The following is an 18,919-nucleotide window of genomic DNA, read 5'->3' as shown; positions in this document are numbered from 1 at the left end:
CTTTTTTGAAACTCGTATCGTTTTTTGAAAAAAGCCTTGGCTTTTTTACATGTATCCACTCCTCGTGTCATTACTGTAGATAAGAATCCAGCTTATCCAGTAGCAATTAAAGAGTTAGAAGAAGCAAAAAAGATACCAGAACCCTATATTGATAAACCCAACGCATAATGGTCGTGTGAGCCATCGATAATCCTCGTTCCTCCATCATTTCCACAAGATATAGACACAAAAAAACTCCTTGTCGCCCAAGGAGTTTTTTGCCCCATACTTTTCAAATTTAAATCATGCTCTTTTCCTCAGTTAATGCTAGTACGACAACAAGATCAGCGAAACGAGTTTACTCTCCTCGAAAATCTGTCCTTAAGTGTACAAAATCCAATATTCGGAGCAACTAAGGCAACCAGTTCCAAGTATCCTGCATAGGAAACTGCGCATTTTCAAATACTGTAAGCAAAAAACCTTACTATAGGAGTGAAAAAGTGATAAAAGGTAAAAGTACAACGATTCATCTATATTTACTATTAGTTGTTATCTCAGTTTTTATATGGTCGGTTATTAAGCCGGCAAGATACTCGACATGGGCATTGGAGGTTGGCCCTGCCATTATCGGGTTGATCATCGTAATAGCAGCATACAATAAATTTCGCCTCACTACTCTCTCTTATGTCATTATTACAATTTTAGCCGTTAGTATGTTTGTCGGTGGTCATTACATCTATTCAAAAGTTCCTCTTTTTGATTGGATAAAGGATGTATACGATTTGAAACGAAATCATTACGACCGATTTGGACATTTGCTGAAGGGATTATTTGCGATTGTATTGAGAGAAATCTTATTACGGAAAACCGAATTAACGAAAGGCCCCTGGCTATTTACCATTGTCATAAGTATGTCATTGGCAATCTCTGCGTTGTACGAGATTATCGAATGGTTAGTTTCTAAAATAACAAAAGGAGGAAGAGCCTCTAAAGACTTTCTAGGAACGCAGGGCGATATTTGGGATACACAATGGGATATGTTGTGGACCTTAATTGGTTCGATTGTTGCGTTACTGCTCCTCTCCAGACTGCATGACAGACTGTTAAAAAAAGAAGGCTTAAAAGAATAAACAAAGGTGATAAATAAAGAATTAGTACAATAACAGCGAAAATAATGAGCTTTTTTTCCTTTTTATTTTGGATTGAACCCACTCTCTTTACACCTCGAGGAATTTCTTTTTAAAGGCTCTATAAACAATCATGCTAAACACAAATAAGGCAAAACCACTGGAAATCTTACTTATAAAGTTCGCAAATCTGAGGAAATTATTCCCTTATAAAATAAAACCTAAAATAAGCCATGCACGATTCGGCGTATATAGGCATATGCTTAGTTCCTGGGACATTCGTGGAACATAGTATATTACTAAATGCAATCAATAACAGGAAAGGGAGTTAAAAATGAATCCTTTATACCCTTACGATATGTCTTATTATCAACCTCAACATATTAGGCAGTTTCCGCAATACCCTCAGTCTGAGATGTGGGCAGATCAACAAATCAAACAACCGTTATACCCTCACTTGAAATCACAAACTTTAACGACCATCGCTCCTTTTGTGAAATATGGCTTAAAGGAGGCAAAAGCAACTTCATATAAGCATGCATTACAAGAAGTTGCTGCGATGACCTATTTAATCGGGAAAGGCATGGATCCGCATACTGCCTATTTAACCGTCGAATCTTGGGAGATGAATGAAATGTTTTAAAAACTAAAAGCTGAAATTGTCCCTGCTTTTAGTTGAGGGGTTCGTTTGAATATGAAAGAACATGTACTCGTGAAGTGTCCATTAAAAAAGAAAGGAGGATCATTAAAATAAATGTACCGAACTAATATGATGACTTATCCGATGATCGTTCATCATCCTATGGCGGTTTATCAAAACACTTACCGCTTTCCTCAGTACCAAACTTTACAGATGGTTCAAAACTGTGAAGCCACATGCGAATATACAAGAAATGAAATACTTAAAATGGAGGATATACAATCTAGACAAAAACAACTAAAACTACTATCTGATTGCGCTAATATTTGCACATTGACCGCTCAGTATGTTGCAAGTCAAAGCCAATTTGCCAAATCGCTTGCTTCTTTATGCGCTCAAGTATGCGAGGCCTGCGGAAACCATTGTTTAAATCATTCTGATAAAGTATCAGAGGCTTGCGGTCAAATTTGCTTAAACTGTGCTCACGAGTGTCGAGAGTTTGCCGGAGCGAGATTTTAATTGATCATTTGTTTAACAATAATTAAGTAAAGAAAAAACGAAAGGATCCGTCATGAGAATCCAGTAAAATCAAGGATTCATTGACGGGTCCCTTCAGTAAAAAATAGTTTTTTTGAGGCTTGCTTATGACTTATGGAACAGTCTCTTTATTCCGTGATCTTTACAGGTAATGTTAGAGTAAACATTTTTATAAGGAAAATTAAAAAAGCTAAGGTAATAAAACCTTAACCACCCTTGGGTGCTGTGTCTAGGTCCACACTGTCAGCATCCATGTATGCGATTAGTACAAGACCCAGTTGTTCCTCGAACTGCTGAATCTGCTGTTGTTGTTCCTGTGTTAAATTGGCTATCATCCAGCTGTTTCCATTACTTACAGGCTTGTGCATTTCCATCGTCTCACCTACCTAAATATTGTTTCTTTTATTATGGACAAAACCTTCCATTCTCACCATTAAACAGACAAACTTTGTTTTAAAGCTGTACTATATATCTTTTTGTAAGAGAAGGAATGATTGGTCGTTTTCTTGAAAAACTATGGGCAAAAGGAAGAAGGAAATCACCATGGCAAAAAATAAATCATTTCAACAAAATTTGGACGAAGCATCGGCCTCAATCCCGCCGGAAGTTCGTGAAAAAATAATCGAGGCGGACTGAAGGCGTGGTGCATGTTTAATTGTTTGGCAAGCCAACTAATCTGATCTTCATAGTTACTGCGCTTGGAAAAGTGTTTATCAACCTCGTTAAGCCCGATAATGTCTGCATCGCTTTTTTCGATAACTTCAGCGATTCTGTACAAACCTCCTTGCCATGGTGAATGTTATAGGTCATGACCTTTATTTGCAATTTTCATCCTTAAATTTTATCAAAGAATGGAATTGCTCTTTTCTCCCAGCAAAAAAGAGCAGCCATATGACTGCTCTTTTGTACTACTCAGCAAGATACGAACAACAATAATCAGCAACTGTATGTACCTTTAATTGGAATTTTTCATTTGCTGGAACATAGAAGACACCACTTCCATCAATTGTTTGCCAATCCTGCCCGTCTAATTTATATTCCAAATTTCCCGCTGCAATCTCCATTTCTTCTTTCAATGAAGTAGAAAACTCATATTCGCCTGGAAGCATGATTCCTAACGTCTTCTTAGTACCATCTGGAAATAAAACCGTTCTGCTCGTTACTTTTCCATCAAAATAAACATTCGCTTTCTTGATGATCGTAACATTTTCAATTTGTGACATCTCTATTCATCCTTTCGGGTTATTTTCTTAATTTACCATAGAATATTGTCGAATTAAACAGAAATTTTTAAAATTTTAGATAGATGTGGATGCGTGTTATTTCTTAACACTTCAATATGTATGATTGGCTTTTATTTAGATACTATTTTACAATGTTGCTGCAGAAAAAAAGGTAAGCTGATGTCCAAGGGAACAGAATATCTTCTAAACCAAATCATTCTAAGAAAATATTGCCGCTTTCTGTTACATAGGAATCAGGAAGCGGCTGATTTATTTTAGATAATTTAGCTTTGAGGATAATATGGGACTGGATATGGATAAGGGTATGGATAAGGGTATGGATAAGGTGGATAAACAGGCACAGGGTATGGAGCCGGCGGAGATGCTGCGGCTCCAACTGCTAAACCTGTAACAGTACCTGCTGCAAATCCTGGATGATAGCCCCAACCATGATATCCCACAGGTGTTCCGTGCCCCCACGTCGCATGACCTTGGCCATGTCCCCAACTTGCGTGTCCCCATCCGCCATGTATCGGCCTATAGTGTCTATTCATACTTATCACCTTTCTTTAATAATTAGATAGATGCTTTATCATATGGAGAAATGTTAGGAAAGGTCTAACTTTTTATTAGTTTTTATTTAGTGTACAGGCTCAAATCCACACGGTTATGGAATTCAATCACGATTTAGTTAACTAAAGGATTGTATTGCTCAAAGAAAAAACTGGTAGAAAAAAGGTTACATATTCTTTTTTCTTAAAGTCGATGATAAAAGCAGAAACTTCGATTCGAAGGGAGCACAAACACTTTGAAGAAAAGAAAATATTTATTTGTTCTTATGTCTACAGTATTATCTCTGGGATTTCTCTTCGGCTGCAATGGTGTCGATGAAGACGAGCCAGATCCAAGCGAAGAACCTTCCGAACAAATGGAAGACGATTCACAGTAATCATCAAGAAAAAAGCCAAGGCATCGGTACCTTGGCTTTTTCTTGATGATTACTATCCTGTCATAAAACTCGCTAAATATGCTAAATAGCGTAATTTTTCTCAGTATATATCCGTAAAGTCATCAAAAACTAGAGATGATGGAAGATGATTTTCTTCCAACCAAATATCAAAGAGGGATTCGTAAAATGAACAACTTACGTTGGTTAACGTCCTTGTTTAATTTTGACCGCAGTAATAGGTGGATGTTCGGGAAGAAACGTAATAACACAGGCATGATCATTTCATTATTAAGTCTGGTGATTGGGGCTATTGCCACTTATGGAATGACAAGAGGGCGTGGAAATGAGAGATTACAGGCGGCCGAACAACCAATTACAAGTAGGATCATGAGTAGACAAATGAAAACCGTTCTACCTAAACAATAGAAGATCAGCATCATGTTCTCGCGTAAATAAGTTGGATTAGAATCATTAAAGAAGGCAAGCTGGTCTATGCAGGCTTGCCTTTATCTATACTTAACTACGCAAACTTCCTCTCAACCAGGGACGCGGTCGATAGGGACCGATCGGGATTTGAATCAGGCTCGTTTTTCCTTGCGGCTCCATCTTGTAAATCTCATCACACACGTTCACATCAAACCCTAAGAGCGGGTGTCCCCCCATCCCGATAGCTGACGCCGCTAACAGTAATCGCTGTACAAGCATACCTGCTTCCATCTGCTGGATGCGATATCCTCTGTATCCAAAAGCGGTTATGAAGTGATCCTTATCCCCTGCTACATGCAGGCAAAGCGGGACTTGAAACAAATTCACATTATCCAGAGACATTCCGTATTGCAGCCGGAGCCGATGATCTCCGGGATGTATCTGTTGCAGTGCATGTGCATCACTGTCATAATGATAGGCCCCATCCGGAATGCCTTCAGCATTGTGCAAACAGCCGTACAAGGAGACGCGGGAATCATGCTTCTTGTGTGCTGCATCTAGATCGTTTCGATATGAAAAGGAAGCCGTCGCCTCCTTCAGCAGTGCGGCCAGCTGCTGTTGACTTACCTTCCCTAAAACGAAATCCATGTCCGCTGAATACCGTTTTCGGCAAACATCCGCAAAATCATACGACAACCGCTTCATGTGAGGCAGAGCTACCGATTGAGTCTCACCATTCACCCTCTCCTTCTCCTTGATTTGCCGAAACGATCGCGTTGATTCCAGCATGGATGCTTCATTCATTTTGGTTAACATCGGATACTCTATGTCCCTTCTTGATCGGACGTAGTGATCGTGCCTAATCTCCGTCAACTCTCGGCACAATTCGGACGCAGAGACCGTTCTATCTATGTCTCGCCCGTTAGCAGACCAGATTGTAGGTTCCACCGAAAGTGGGATAACCGCATACACGCTCTCCTCTAGTTCAGATAACCCAAGCAGATGGTTGATGGCCCGATCGAGAAATTGGAAGTACACCCCCGATGCAAAGCCAAACCGTTTCGCCACTTCCAGTAACTGTCCAATCACTACACCGGCATCCAATCCTTGCAGGCGGTAAGCAAAATTATGGTATTTAAAAAAATTTTTCCAAAACATTGTTGACACAAAAACAGTACCAAAACAAGCAGACATATCACAGCGATTCCCGAGAGCCTTCGCTATATATGAATCGAAATTTCCTTCACGCAGCAACACCAAGCGATGGTGTGCTACATCATAATGGTACACCCCTGCAGGCAAATCCTCCATCTTCAAATACACGTACAATTCGTTTGGATACAATGCCCCGCCGGAAGGAGCAAACCGCCGATAGGACTGCATTAGGTCGGCCGCTTGCTCTGTGGAATCTAAAGGAAAGACTGACTGGCAAAATTGAGTAAGACCGAATACATACCAGAGAAAATGACCGATTCTGCGAAGGTCAGGCTTTGCGGGTTCTTCCTGTCCTTCAAGGGCCAGCGGAACTTCCGAAGAAAGCGGAACAACAGGCAAGCCACGGTAGAGCTTATACACAAGTGGTGCATCTTCCCAATCCACTTCCCGGTCCGGCGGGCTTGCCTTGTCAATGTCAAAATGTAGATTGTGCAGAAATGTCTCTAGACCCATCCTCCTACCCCCTAGTCACCGCTTATGGAAACGGATGCGGATGCGGATTGAGCTGTTCGAGTGTCAGCGGATGTTTCGCATATCCGAGTTCCATTGGTACCCGGAGCACCCTCTCCAGTCCTGTTAGGCGAGTAAGGTGGTGTCCGAATGTCATTGGCAGCATCCCCGGAATCAATACCTTCACGCAATGCAGTCCGTTTCGCATCGTTTCCGGTGTCGTCTGATCCACCACAATCACATCGAGGTTCAATCGGCGAAACACCTGAAGGATCTCCTTCAAATCATCGGTCAAGTCTGCATGCCCCGCCTTCCACTTGAATTCCTCAGCAAACGTTCGCAGCGGACGATTATCTTCCAGCAAAAACTGCAGCCGCTCCTCTGCTTGCGGCAAACCGTACAGCATGCCATGATCATCCATCTTCTGCACGAGAGAAGAATCTCGCAGCATTTTCATATACTCCTTCCGGTTCGCCTCAAGTTTTCCGTCAAGTGTCAGCATCATGCCGGCCAGCTCGTGAACCGCGCTTTTCACCGCCCGTACCGGATCCGGATGAGCTCCGGCCGCACAAATAATATTCAATCCTTTTTGCTTCCTGTTTTTCGCCAATGCCAAAACGCTTGGAACTCCGTGCTCCATCGTCGAGTTAAACAAATGCAGATCATATCCGGCCACCGCCCGCACGCGTTCGACCATCAACTGCAATTCTTGGTCATTAGCCGAAGAGGGATCAAGACGCGGAAGAGTCAGCTGCGCGTACCAGGTCATCAAGAACGAATCACGCTCCACCACTTCCAAAATACCGTAGAAAATGGCCTCCTCCAAGCTTCCGCCTAATGCGCATCCGTTGGAAGTTTCATAGACAAATCCCTTCCCGCAGCCTAAGCTGTAATAGGCAAGTAATTCTGGAACCAGAATCGGTCGCTCTTGCAAAAACGAATAGCCCCATACCCAATTAATCGGGCGATCCGGATCGAACGGTTTGAATGGGAAACTTGGCTTCGCATACTGTTCCATCGCGTGCACGCCTACCTTAATAGGATTGAGCGCCTGCTCTTCCAGATTGAGGAAACTGTCATGGACCACTGTCCGTTTGCCGCGGGGGGCCAGACCGCAATACCGCTCCACCCCCTCCAAAATGGCAGTCAACTCGCTTACCGCGTAGGAATGGGTCCGTCCTGCCGCTCCCTCGTCCCCCCCTAACAATGGCAGATTAACACTTACATCGGCAAATGGCGGCACAAGGTCATACATTTTACCATTCAAAAAGCCAGTCCGATGATCCAAATAGTCTTTGACTAGAACTTTATTCAAATCATCCATTGACCGGGAGCGATAACTGTCAGGGCTTATTTTCAGACTTGGCTGCAGCGAAATTCGGGCCGCATCCGGTGAATCGTCAGGCAGTTGACTGCAAACTGGACACAATGGATCGGGCAGAAAGAAATGCCGTGAACTCTTCAATGTTCTTAAATTGATTAAAAATATCCGTCCTTCCAAGTGAGACTGATTACCTTGCAATACCCTCTGTACCTCTGCCCCGAGCAGACGAGCCATCTGTAAAAGCCCCATGCGCGATGCCCACGCGTCACTTGGCATTCTTTCTTTTTCCGCAAACCTCTGCTGTAACTCCCACATCTCTTTCCGGTCGCGCCCTGCCATGAGACGTCTTATTTCCGCACACTGGGAGCACCCCTGTGTATCCGAACGAACAAGCGGCCCAATCACACCTTCTCCAAATGAAACAAAGCCTCGCAGCCAAGGGATGGCGGTTGGACGTAACGCCTCTTCCGCTTTTTGATGAACGGAGGGATTCCAGGCATCGTGCAATACCAGAACCAGATCAGTTGATTCCGGTACTCCTTCCCCAAAATCGGTATGACGAATGACCTGGTATGCGGCGGACAGTTCCCCGCAAACAAAGTCCGCCAGCAATCCTTCTCCGACAATCACCACGACAGCACTCACCGGGATTCCTCCTCTCGTATTAGCACACCAAATACTCCTGCCAGTTCCTCGTTCAAAAATGGCTCCGCTGCTGGTTCAAAGACCAAAAGCCGTTTGCGGTTTCGTTCCAAGACTTGTATAGCAGACCGCAAAGTCTCGGGTTGTGCCGTCTCTTCACACGCGGGGATCACAAGTTTTAACGGTACTGTTTCTTCCAGATGCACCGTTGAAACCTCGAGCGCTTGCTTCGTGAGGAAAATAGTTTCGTTTTGGGCCTCCATAAGCGCCTGTTGTAACGCATTTCGCAACGCCATTGTTAGATTTAAACCTACAGTGGCATACCAGCGGCCGTTCGTACCTACCCATACTACAGGGAAGCCGGACACTTCCTCTCCTAAGCCAATTATTGGTGTTCCCTGCATCGTAGTCAGCGCCTGTAAATAAAATCGGCAGCGTTCATCTTCTATCGCCCCTAACTGAATCCGAGTAACAAGATTCTGCTGATTGACCTGTTGCTTGCTCAACTCCTCGGCTAAACACTTTTGCAACCCGCGGCAAACACCTTCCGCAAACGTTTCGCCCGCTCCGACACCTATAATTTCATCTGCTTCTATCATCCTTCCCTTTGCTTCCTGATAAGGAGGCAGAGTCGTCACGAACAGACCGGCCATTCGCGATACATACGCTTCAATCCCGGCCAATCCTGCCTCTCTCCGTGCCTCCTCATGCGTCAAACTTGTACAGACAATGTCAGGCAGCAACTCAGCCGGCCCCTCCGACAACGGGTCGACTGCCTGAACGCGGCATTGAGCCAGCGGCAGCTGCTTTAAGTCCCCCTCCTCCCAAATATGGAAAATCCCTGATACCTCTGATGTCAACTGGTTGAAGTAAAGAAGCAATTTACCCGGTTCACCTCTGCGCAAGCCTTGTTCAATTCGCATATCGAAATCTTCAATCCATTCAGCCGATGTACATCCGGTCACAAGCGGATGAGGCTTGAATGAATGCCAGTTTCCTTCCAATGTATCCAGATCAAGCAGGAAAAATCGATTCTTCTGTTCCGATTCGGTCACTCCTGTCATCTCTTTAAACAATTCAAACACGATCACATTGGCCAACATCGCTCCCGCCGTAGAAGAGAAAGTGGATAATTGCTGGTCATTGCAAAGTCCAGATTGATGTATGCGGCGCCACAAAGACTCCCAGCAGTTTTCAGAGTCCGGATGCACTAGCGGACCCGCCAGTCCTGCCTGCTGCAGACATATAGCAGGCAGGAACAATTTCTTCTCCTCTCTGCAAACCGCATGAAGAGCCCGCAGTTCTTCTACATCCCCTTCCTGCGACACATACAAAATCGAATCAAATGGCTGCACAATTTCACACCAGGAACCCACACCCTCCTTCTTTACGGCAATCTCCTTAACCATTACATCATGGTCTGTTTTACGAGCGTGTGCTGCGAGTTCCATTAATCGTTGTCTATTGGTGGATGCTGAGTCCGTGATTATGGCATGGAACTTGGGCAATCCTGATTCAATCAACGCAGAAACCAACGAAACAAAAATAGGACCAGAGCCAGCCGCCAACACTCTTGCCTGACGAAAAGCTTGAAAACGATACGCCCCCGAATCGCTGAGACTGTCCAAAAACTCAATTTGAGAAGCATACTTTTTAAGAACCTGATCCGCCAATTCATGCGGACGATCTTGGCTCACATCCCGAACAAACCCGTTTCGATACAGCACATCTGCAATTTCATACACCCGATTCCGGTATGGCCCCGGCAATCCAGCTGTCAAATCTTCTAATGTGTACTCCCCATTGAACATCGGCATCAGCTTTTCAACCCACTGATCAATTCCATTACCTTCCATATGAAACGAGCTTATGTTGTTCCGAAAATATACACCACTGTTTGGATCAGGGAGAAAAAATGTGTCCCTTTTCACTTTCAGACGCATAGAAGGAATCAAATTTGTCATTCCGCTCCTCCTTACCCTTGAGCTGTTCTCAAATCTGCATCATCTCTTCCACTATCATCCTATGTATCGCAATTTGTCTCATATGTCTAATCCAACGGAGAAAGCCCCTGCTCCAACTCATGCAGGGGGCTTTCCCTTCTCCTTAGAAGACCATGGTTTTCATTAAAAAAATTAGAACGATTAACCGCCGCAGCGATTGCCGCCACCACAACGACCACCACCGCCGCAACGGCCACCGCAACTAGAGCAACTAAAACAACTAAAGCACCGAAAACAATTAAAGCAGTTAAAGCAATTAAAGCAGCTAAAGCAGCTAAAACAACGAAAGCAACTAAAACAACTAGAGCAACGAAAAGAACCGCCAAAACCACTGATTTGCCGTACCGAATCATCATAATACTGGTTTTGGTCCCAAGGAACTGCCTCGCTCGCCTGGAAATCGCCAACATTCAACATTTGAAGTTCATTTTGGAAATTATTCATTTTCATAGCCTCCGTAAATTAAGTTAATAAGGGGTACCCCCAACATTATAAGAGGGGCACAGAACGACCACTATCAGACAACAACCGTGTAACAATGAATCCATCGATACTTCGAATGCTCTCTCCATCAAAATATGAGCAAGGGTTGGGCATTGTCACTGATTCAAATGCCTATTTTCCAGCTAAATTTATCTTTTCTTGCTGCGAAAGGTTGAAGGTTGAGTAATGGTAAAAAGGGCACACTGCCCCCACTCGAAAGGAGTATTCTTTTAGATATACGTAAATATGGGGTTATATTTTACAGCTTCTTATCATAAGGAAGAAGGAGAACGTTCCATAAGGGGCTGGGGTTATGCGAACAATTTACAGAAAGTGGTCAGAACATCCTTACCCAGGAGAGCAAAATCCTCCTAAAGGTTCTCCAGAAGCAAGATATTGGCCGATGTTTTTTATTGCAAGGGGACAAGACAATGATTTCTTAGACCCCTTTCATCAGCGAATCAATTGGAGAATTAAACATCCAAATGATATTGATTGGGAAACAGAGCTATTCATTGTAGAGCAAACATTAACATCATTAACCCCTCAACAAATACGTCTTGCACAATATTGGGGAACAGGTGAAGCAACCGCCAAAATTACTACTATGATTTTTGGTTTAGCTCAAAAGTATAGGCTGGGATCACCCCATGTTGCCCGAGTACTGGGGTATTTCCACGCTGCTGTAAATGATACCTTTGTGATGGCTTGGTTTTTTAAATACCTGTGGGATGCGGCACGGCCAAACCAATATGACAGAAACCTGCCTATGGTGTTGTCTACCCCTCGCTTTCCATCCTATCCCTCTGCACACGCTACTGTGGCTGGATGTGCAGAAGTCATGTTAAGTTATTTCTTTCCGCGGGATTCATCCAGAATAAAGGAAGTAATGGCAGAATGTGCGGAATCTCGTTTGTACGCCGGGGTCCATTTTAAAGTAGATAATGACGAAGGATTAAGGTTGGGCAGGCAAATCGGAGAAATGGTTGTAAAGCTAATAAGGGCACAAACACTTTGAAGAAAAAAGTATCTACTGGTTCTTATGTCCACAGTTTTATCTCTCGGATTCCTCTTTGGCCGCACTGGTGTCGATGAAGACGAGCCAGCTCCAAGCAAAGAACCTTCTGAACAAATGGAGGAAGATTCACAGTAATGATGAAGAAAGGCAAGCCAGTCTATGCTGGCTTGCCTTTTATCTATGGAAGTATGAAAACGCAGCCGGTTATCCTCGTCTACCGCCTCTACCGCCTCGTTTTGTTTCCGTGTTACGTTTGAGGGAAGATAAATTCTCTTCGCTGGTCTTTAAAAAACGAGCCATTTTGTCTTCAAAACTTTCTTTTTTCTGGAAATTGTTTTTTGGACGGAAGTCTTTGGAACGGCCATCTTCTCTTCTTTGGCGCGGTGGGCGCTGGGAATAAGAATCAGTTTGTCCTACAGGTCTATCTATCGCTTTTTTGATGGACAAAGCAATTTTTCCGTCTTTCTCGCTCATCACTTTCACTTCAACCTCGTCGCCTACTTTGAGATGATCATTCACATCTTTTACATAGCTATCCGCTACCTCACTAATATGGACAAGACCCGTTAAGCCTCCCGGCAATTCTACGAATGCTCCAAAATTAGTGATGCCTGTTACTTTACCTTTTACCTTGCTGCCTACTTCGATCGACATAACAAAATGTTCCCCCTCAATAATGTTAAAAACAATTTATTATAACAAATGGAGGGAAATAATATCAAATCTAGTTCTCCCTTTCTTTACTCAGTTGATCCTAAAATAGCTGCATACTGATTCTTCAAAACAAATCTATTCTCTTTCCATCCTGGATAAGAAGGGTATGAGTAAAATAAATAAAAAAGACCTTTCGAAAAATCGCATGAATCATGCCAGACAATCAATTCCCAATTGCTTTAGCTATTTCACTTTAACAAAATAATATAAAAACCAAACGGCATGATTTTGTTCATCGGCCGCTGCTCTGCGAAAAGCCTCTTTAATACTTGGGTTAGTTGCTTCATCTGCAATGTCCAAATAAAAATCGACTGTTTTCTGTTCATCATTCAAAGCGAATTCCAATCCGTCTTTATACTGGTTTGGACACTCTTCAGTGACTTTGGGTTTCGGCTGCTTCCTGGTTAAATCTGTATATATACGGCCAAATGTTTGGAGATGATTTATTTCATCTTGACGAATTTCAAGAATTTGTTTTCTTATTTCCTCATTTGGAGCCACCTTAGCCAATTGAGCGTAACACTTGATGGCACTATACTCTCCATTAATGGCTTTTTCAATGTCGGCAACCAGTTTATTAGTTTGTCTAGTCAAATTATAATAATCATAAAAATAAGACATATCTCTGCCTTCCCCATTTATTCGTATTATCGTACGAAAATGGAAAAGGCAAGGTGCATGTATATAACGTTAGCCATTCCATCTTATTCTGCAGCCATACGAGAAAAGCAATAATGTTGGCAAACACATGAGAATATATCGTACATATATAGAAAAAAGAGCCCGGAACAAAAGATACCCGGCTCTCTTTGTTATAGATTACATCAAAACGCCCAATTCCCGTTCCGGAAAATCGGCTCCTTCGTTCCGTCTGCTAATTCTCCGTCGATGTCCATATCAGCAGAGCCAATCATGAAGTCAACGTGAGTGATGCTTGTGTTGGCACCGTGCTGTTCGAGTTCTTCTTTCGACATTTGCTTGCCGCCTTCTAATGAAAACGCGTAGGCGCTGCCGATGGCCAAGTGGTTAGAAGCGTTTTCATCAAATAATGTGTTATAGAAGATAATATTGGATTGTGAAATCGGTGAATCGTGCGGTACAAGAGCGATTTCTCCCAAGTAGTGTGATCCTTCGTCCGTTTCCACCAAACGCTTCAATGTTTCAAAGCCGGATTCCGCTTTAATTTCGACAATGCGGCCGTTTTCGAATGTTAAGGTGAAGTTTTCGATTAAGTTTCCGCCGTAACTTAACGGTTTTGTGCTCGTGACCGTGCCGTTGACTCCCTCTTTCAATGGAAGAGTGAACACTTCTTCTGTCGGCATATTGGCCATGAAAGCCTGGCCGTTTTCACTGACGCTTCCGGCTCCGATCCAAATGTGTTTTTCTGGAAGTTCGACTATTAAGTCCGTTCCCGGCGCTTTGTAATGAAGTTTTTTGTAGTGTTTGCTGTTTAAGTAGTCTGCTTTTGTATGTAAGTTTTGATCATGTTCTTTCCATGCTTGGACGGGATCTTCCAAATTGATTCTTGTCGCGTTAAAGATGGCCTCCCATAAAAGCTGGACTGCTTCTTCTTCACCGGCTTGGGGGAACACTTTCTTCGCCCATTCTTTTGATGGAACAGCAATAACCGACCAGCTCACTTTATCTGCCTGAATGTATTGACGGAATGTCGCCATGGCAGATCCAGACGCTTTATTGGCTGCAGAAATGCGATTTGGATCGATTCCTTTCAACAAATCCGGATTGGAAGCGGTAATAGAAAGAAAAGCGGCTCCGTTTTCGGCCATCTCTTCATATCCTTTTGCTTTCCAGAGAGGAAATTCATGAAAAGCTTCATCTGGTGCGAGCTCGTACTTCATTCTTGTCACTTCGTCATCGTTCCACTCCACATGAACGTTTTTTGCTCCCGCTTCATACGCTTTCTTCACAGCTTGACGAACGAATTCTGCCGCAGCAAGCGGTGCGTTGATGACTAATGTTTGCCCCTTTTGAATATTGACGCCGACCCGAATGGCCAAATCTGCATATTTTTCAAGATTTTGCTGAAAATTTTCCATTTCTTCTCTTCCCTTCCTGTTATTTCTTTCATTTTAGCACGAACATAGTGGACATTCTAGCAAACAGTCAGGTCTGAAATATGTTCTTTATTCGCTTTCTTCTTTAATGTGATGTAAAAAGACTTCTGCCGTTTTTTTCAACTGGATTCTCTCCGAATACACGGCTGAAAATCTGCGCGTTAATGTGTTTTCCCTCATGTGGATGATGTTGATTTCTTCTAACTCTACCGCTCGTTTGACGACAGATGAAGAGAGAAGGGAAATGCCCAATCCACTCGCCACCGCCTCTTTTACTCCTTGGTTGCTGCTGATGGTAATCAAACCTTTCACGCGAATCCCATGAGACCGTAGAAAATGATCCATGTACTCTCTTGTTCCTGAACCCTTTTCCCTTGCAATCCAATTTTGGTCTTGCAAATGATGAAAAGAAGAGTTTTCAATGCTGATAAGCGGATGATTTTTGGGAGCCACCACAACCATTTCATCTTCCATAAACGGTTCAATCGCTAATTCCTCATTTCTCGCCTGTCCCTCAATCAATCCGATATCCACTTGAAACAAACGAACCATTTCGTTGATCTGATTCGTGTTACCGATGGTTACTTCAAAGTCAACATGCGGATATATTGATCGAAACTGTGCCATTAACCAGGGAAGAACATATTCGCCGATCGTAAAGCTGGCACCGATTTTCAGCGTCCCCTTCATTTGATGATGATACTCCAAAAGGTCCTGCTTCGTCTTTTCGTACAGCTCCACGATTTGCTTGGCACGGTCATACAGCAGTTGTCCTGACGGTGTAATATGCAAATGCTTCGGAGAACGATCAAACAGCTTCGTTTGAAACTCGGCCTCCAGATTTTTAATATGCAAACTCACGCTAGGCTGGGATAATCTAAGCTTTTCCCCCGCTTTTGTAAAGTTCTTCTCTTCTACTACCGTAACAAAGGTACGCAATGCGTCCTGATTCATGAGAACACCCCTATTATTAAAATATCTAATGATAAATATCATCAATCTATATTTTACTTAATGATTAAGCTGGAATAAAGTGAAAGGAGAGAGAAAAAAGGATGTGAAAAGATGGAGACTCAACTAACAAAGTTACCGAAAGAAGAAAAGAGAGATTATCCCTTCATAAAAGGAATAGGGCTGACACTTCTCATTGCCCTGTTTGCTTATACAATCGCCAAAATGCCGTATATGTCCATACTTGGCCCATTAGTTTTAGCCATTTTGATTGGGATGCTTTGGCGGGCCGTTTTCTCGGTTCCGCTCGTTTACTCTGGCGGCACGACGTTTTCCAGCAAGGTTCTTTTACGGGGTGGGATCGTTCTCCTTGGGATGAGACTGAACTACCTGGATATTTATCATGCGGGATCAAGCATGATCATCATGGCTGCCATTGTCATTACATTTACCTTATTTGTCGTGTACGGACTATCAAAATTATTGAAAGTTCCACCTAATATCGGCATTTTAACGGCTTGCGGCACGGCTATTTGCGGAGCAGCGGCAATTGCGGCCATTTCATCCCAAATTAAATCGGATGAAGATGAAACAGCGGTGAGTATCACGATCATTGCACTTGCAGGCACGTTTTTCACCATTATCTATACACTACTTTATCCGCTTCTCCCCTTTACTCCCGAAAAATACGGGTTGTTTGCCGGAGGCACGCTGCATGAAATTGCCCATGTCATAGCGGCAGCGGCTCCAGGCGGGCAAGCGGCATTGGATATGGCGGTCATCATGAAATTGACACGCGTTCTTATGCTCGTTCCCGTTGCATTTGCGATCAGCATTTGGCAACTGAGCCGTTTTAATAATGAAACAGCACGTTCCAAAAAAGAATTTCTTTTACAATCCCTGTCCATACCGTGGTTCATTGTTGGTTTTTTCATGATGAGCGGATTGAACACACTCGGAGTGATCAATGAACAAATGACTTCTTGGATGATCAATGCAGCTTACATTTTGATGGCAATGGCTATGGCGGGACTAGGGCTGAATGTAGAGTTGAAAACATTCAAAACGATTGGAAAGCAAGCTATGTTAGGAACGCTGATCGGCTCTGTCTTACTATCGGTCCTTGCTTTTGGGATGACTGTATTTCTTATGTAGGCTCTGTTCGATCGTTCTCTTCTTTCCTTCTATAACCTTTCTATCAAAGAATATTTATCTCCCCCTCTCAAGTACCAAATAATGTATAATCATCAAGGAGGAGTGGTGCTATTTTGTCGGTAAATATAAGAGAAGCTTTCATCAGGAGAATTTTACCCAGATAAAAAAGAAGGAAATCACCATACTTCGTGATCTCCCTCTTTTTTATTAAAACAACAAAATTATCTAAATATATTATCTGACTTTAATTTGTCACCTTTTTGCCAAAGACATGTTTCAGAATCCACTCTCCTGTATAACCGACGATTCCTCCTGCAAGTGCCGGAATGAACCAGCCAAGCCCAACTCCATATAAAGGAATTTTTTCAAATAAGGAGATGGCCATTTCCGCTGCCATTCCAAACATTTTCAATCCGTCAAATAAACTGACAATTCCTGCGCCTAACAACGCTCCTGCATACACAAGACGAGAGCCGCCGAATGCTTTATGGAAAAATGACATTCCAACCAGTACAATCGTGATCGGATAAATGATGATTAAAACCGGTACCGATAAAGCGATAATTTGATTTAACCCAAGGTTCGCGATTAAAAAGCTGACTGCCGTAATGACCGTAACTAACGTTTTGTACGAAACTGCCGGAACCAGCTTTTCAAAATATTGGCTCGTTGCCACAATAAGACCTACACATGTAGTGAAACACGCCAGCATAACAATAAGGCCCAGCAGCATGACCCCAAACTGGCCGTATAATGCTTTCGCGGCTGTTGTTAAAATGGCCCCTCCATTATCAAACGTTCCATTCATTTTAGCTCCGAGCAAACCGACGACTACATATACAGCCGCCAATCCAATTCCAGCAACCAAACCGGCCTTCACTACCGCTTTTACCACAAGACTTTGCTCGGTTACACCTTTTGATTGGATCGATGTGACGACCACGATCCCAAAGGCGAGAGCAGCAATGGTATCCATCGTCAAATACCCTTCCATAAAGCCTGAAAACACAGGAGATGCTACATATTTTGCCGTTGTATCACCGAGCGGGCCATTATACTTCATCAGACTTCCTGCTCCAATAAAAGCGATGGCGGCCAATAACACCGGTGTTAATAGACTTCCAATTCGATCCACAAGCTTGGAAGGATTTAAACTCACCCAGTACACAAGCGCAAAAAACAATATGGTGAAAATCAATAGAGCTATGCCGGAACGCTCACCTGATAAAAATGGCTTAATTCCCATTTCAAACGCTACGTTCGCTCCGCGCGGAATCCCCATAAACGGCCCGATCGATAAATAAACCGCTGTGGCAAAAATAAGGCCAAATACTGGATGCACGCGGTTCCCAAGGGTTTTCACCCCATCTTTCGCCAACGCAATGGCAATAACGGTAAGAAACGGCAGCCCTACACCAGTGATGATAAATCCAAATATTGCCGGCCAGAAATTTTTCCCCGCTTCCTGCCCTAAAAATGGAGGAAAAATGAGGTTGCCGGCTCCAAAAAACAATGCAAATAACATAAGTCCAACAAACATCGTGTCTTTTCTTGATAGTGATGTCATGTTTTGACGCCCCTTTTTAAAAATTCAGATAATAATGACCGACTGATACCAATCCTTATAGAACCGGTATTTTCCTTTTTTAACCACATAAAAAACCCGCCCCCTAAACAATAGGGGCGAGTATATTCGCGTTACCACCCTAATTCCGCCAAAAAACATGCAGCACTCAGCTCAACGTACTATCATACGTGTTCCCTTTAACGGCGGACAACCCGGCAAAAGCTTACTGTTATGTTCGGCTTTGCATCTCCGAGATGATATTCAGCTGCATCCTGAACGTTGACTCCCAGCAATATGTCAACTCTCTGTAGAACAGAAGGGCAGCGTACTCGTTCTCTTCAGCGATTTTATCGGTCAAATCAATAGTTATTATAGTAAACTCGTTCATTTTGTTTGTCAATATAATTTTCTCACTTTTTCAAAAAGTAATTTTTTAGGGAA

Annotated in this window: 17 protein-coding genes, 3 pseudogenes and 1 other annotated feature; of the genes and pseudogenes, 7 read left to right on the top strand and 13 right to left on the bottom strand. The window is 43.1% G+C overall.

All coding sequences use genetic code 11. The features are described from left to right. Positions 1-21 precede the first annotated feature (21 nt). Positions 22-141 (top strand): annotated as a pseudogene (locus BK575_RS28030) (IS6 family transposase); the annotation flags it as partial. Positions 142-145: 4 nt separating this feature from the next. Here the strand turns inward: BK575_RS28030 and BK575_RS28025 are convergent. Beyond that, positions 146-217: pseudogene (locus tag BK575_RS28025) on the bottom strand (IS6 family transposase); the annotation flags it as partial. Between the two features lie 262 nt (positions 218-479). Between BK575_RS28025 and BK575_RS10860 the strand changes: the two are divergent. From BK575_RS10860 to BK575_RS10850, 3 genes are all read left to right on the top strand, one after another. Beyond that, entirely contained in the window at positions 480-1,109 is a 630-nt protein-coding gene (locus BK575_RS10860) for a DUF2238 domain-containing protein (protein ID WP_078410378.1), read from the top strand. A 331-nt stretch (positions 1,110-1,440) separates the two neighbouring features. Beyond that, complete coding sequence (locus BK575_RS10855; RefSeq protein ID WP_139368016.1) at positions 1,441-1,749, top strand: hypothetical protein; 309 nt, start codon at positions 1,441-1,443, stop codon at positions 1,747-1,749. A gap of 111 nt (positions 1,750-1,860) precedes the next feature. Further along, on the top strand, positions 1,861-2,265 hold the full coding sequence (locus BK575_RS10850; protein WP_235867365.1) for a four-helix bundle copper-binding protein: 405 nt from the start codon (positions 1,861-1,863) through the stop codon (positions 2,263-2,265). Positions 2,266-2,911: 646 nt separating this feature from the next. Here the strand turns inward: BK575_RS10850 and BK575_RS10845 are convergent. The 3 genes and pseudogenes from BK575_RS10845 to BK575_RS10835 all read right to left on the bottom strand — a co-directional run. Continuing rightward, positions 2,912-3,108 (bottom strand): annotated as a pseudogene (locus BK575_RS10845) (endonuclease/exonuclease/phosphatase family protein); the annotation flags it as partial. Positions 3,109-3,191: 83 nt separating this feature from the next. Next, positions 3,192-3,506, bottom strand: a complete 315-nt coding sequence (gene ppnP / locus BK575_RS10840; protein ID WP_078410377.1) for a pyrimidine/purine nucleoside phosphorylase — start codon at positions 3,504-3,506, stop codon at positions 3,192-3,194. 284 nt (positions 3,507-3,790) lie between these two features. Then, positions 3,791-4,060 (bottom strand): hypothetical protein, encoded by a 270-nt coding sequence (locus BK575_RS10835; protein ID WP_235867364.1) that lies wholly within the window; start codon positions 4,058-4,060, stop codon positions 3,791-3,793. Between the two features lie 581 nt (positions 4,061-4,641). On the opposite strand from BK575_RS10835, the gene BK575_RS10830 reads away from it, so the two are divergent. Beyond that, a complete protein-coding gene (locus BK575_RS10830) occupies positions 4,642-4,881 on the top strand; it encodes a hypothetical protein (RefSeq protein ID WP_078410375.1) in 240 nt (79 codons plus the stop codon). 90 nt (positions 4,882-4,971) lie between these two features. Here BK575_RS10830 and BK575_RS10825 read toward each other — a convergent pair whose 3' ends face one another. The 4 genes from BK575_RS10825 to BK575_RS10810 all read right to left on the bottom strand — a co-directional run bounded on the left by BK575_RS10825 (position 4,972) and on the right by BK575_RS10810 (position 10,932). After that, complete coding sequence (locus BK575_RS10825; RefSeq protein ID WP_078410374.1) at positions 4,972-6,549, bottom strand: SagB family peptide dehydrogenase; 1,578 nt, start codon at positions 6,547-6,549, stop codon at positions 4,972-4,974. Between the two features lie 22 nt (positions 6,550-6,571). Next, complete coding sequence (locus BK575_RS10820; protein ID WP_078410373.1) at positions 6,572-8,515, bottom strand: TOMM precursor leader peptide-binding protein; 1,944 nt, start codon at positions 8,513-8,515, stop codon at positions 6,572-6,574. After that, positions 8,512-10,476, bottom strand: a complete 1,965-nt coding sequence (locus BK575_RS10815; protein WP_078410372.1) for a putative thiazole-containing bacteriocin maturation protein — start codon at positions 10,474-10,476, stop codon at positions 8,512-8,514. The genes BK575_RS10820 and BK575_RS10815 overlap by 4 nt, the downstream gene beginning before the upstream one ends. A 180-nt stretch (positions 10,477-10,656) precedes the next feature. Beyond that, positions 10,657-10,932, bottom strand: a complete 276-nt coding sequence (locus BK575_RS10810; protein ID WP_235867475.1) for a hypothetical protein — start codon at positions 10,930-10,932, stop codon at positions 10,657-10,659. Positions 10,933-11,311: 379 nt separating this feature from the next. Here BK575_RS10810 and BK575_RS10805 point away from each other — a divergent pair, with 379 nt between their 5' ends. Further along, positions 11,312-12,016: a vanadium-dependent haloperoxidase gene (locus BK575_RS10805; RefSeq protein ID WP_169907738.1), complete on the top strand. Its 705-nt coding sequence runs from the start codon at positions 11,312-11,314 to the stop codon at positions 12,014-12,016. 204 nt (positions 12,017-12,220) lie between these two features. Here BK575_RS10805 and BK575_RS10800 read toward each other — a convergent pair whose 3' ends face one another. The 4 genes from BK575_RS10800 to BK575_RS10785 all read right to left on the bottom strand — a co-directional run bounded on the left by BK575_RS10800 (position 12,221) and on the right by BK575_RS10785 (position 15,759). Then, on the bottom strand, positions 12,221-12,670 hold the full coding sequence (locus tag BK575_RS10800) for a S1 domain-containing RNA-binding protein (RefSeq protein ID WP_078410370.1): 450 nt from the start codon (positions 12,668-12,670) through the stop codon (positions 12,221-12,223). Between the two features lie 243 nt (positions 12,671-12,913). Further along, on the bottom strand, positions 12,914-13,351 hold the full coding sequence (locus BK575_RS10795) for a ferritin-like domain-containing protein (RefSeq protein WP_078410369.1): 438 nt from the start codon (positions 13,349-13,351) through the stop codon (positions 12,914-12,916). Positions 13,352-13,554: 203 nt separating this feature from the next. Beyond that, complete coding sequence (locus BK575_RS10790) at positions 13,555-14,787, bottom strand: aminopeptidase (RefSeq protein WP_078410368.1); 1,233 nt, start codon at positions 14,785-14,787, stop codon at positions 13,555-13,557. Between the two features lie 87 nt (positions 14,788-14,874). Further along, positions 14,875-15,759, bottom strand: coding sequence for a selenium metabolism-associated LysR family transcriptional regulator (locus BK575_RS10785; protein WP_078410367.1), 885 nt, complete (start codon positions 15,757-15,759; stop codon positions 14,875-14,877). Positions 15,760-15,870: 111 nt separating this feature from the next. Here BK575_RS10785 and BK575_RS10780 point away from each other — a divergent pair, with 111 nt between their 5' ends. Next, on the top strand, positions 15,871-16,911 hold the full coding sequence (locus tag BK575_RS10780) for a YeiH family protein (RefSeq protein ID WP_078410366.1): 1,041 nt from the start codon (positions 15,871-15,873) through the stop codon (positions 16,909-16,911). Positions 16,912-17,155: 244 nt separating this feature from the next. On the opposite strand, the gene brnQ is transcribed toward BK575_RS10780, so the two are convergent. After that, a complete protein-coding gene (gene brnQ, locus BK575_RS10775) occupies positions 17,156-18,478 on the bottom strand; it encodes a branched-chain amino acid transport system II carrier protein (protein WP_078410365.1) in 1,323 nt (440 codons plus the stop codon). A gap of 109 nt (positions 18,479-18,587) precedes the next feature. Then, positions 18,588-18,829: a binding site (T-box leader), on the bottom strand. Positions 18,830-18,919: the final 90 nt, after the last annotated feature.

Origin of the sequence: Priestia abyssalis, from assembly GCF_002019595.1 — a bacterium.
Lineage (GTDB): Bacteria > Bacillota > Bacilli > Bacillales > Bacillaceae_H > Bacillus_BA > Bacillus_BA abyssalis.
Note: the sequence above shows the minus strand (reverse complement) of the source record. Positions and strands in the feature narration are given on the sequence as shown.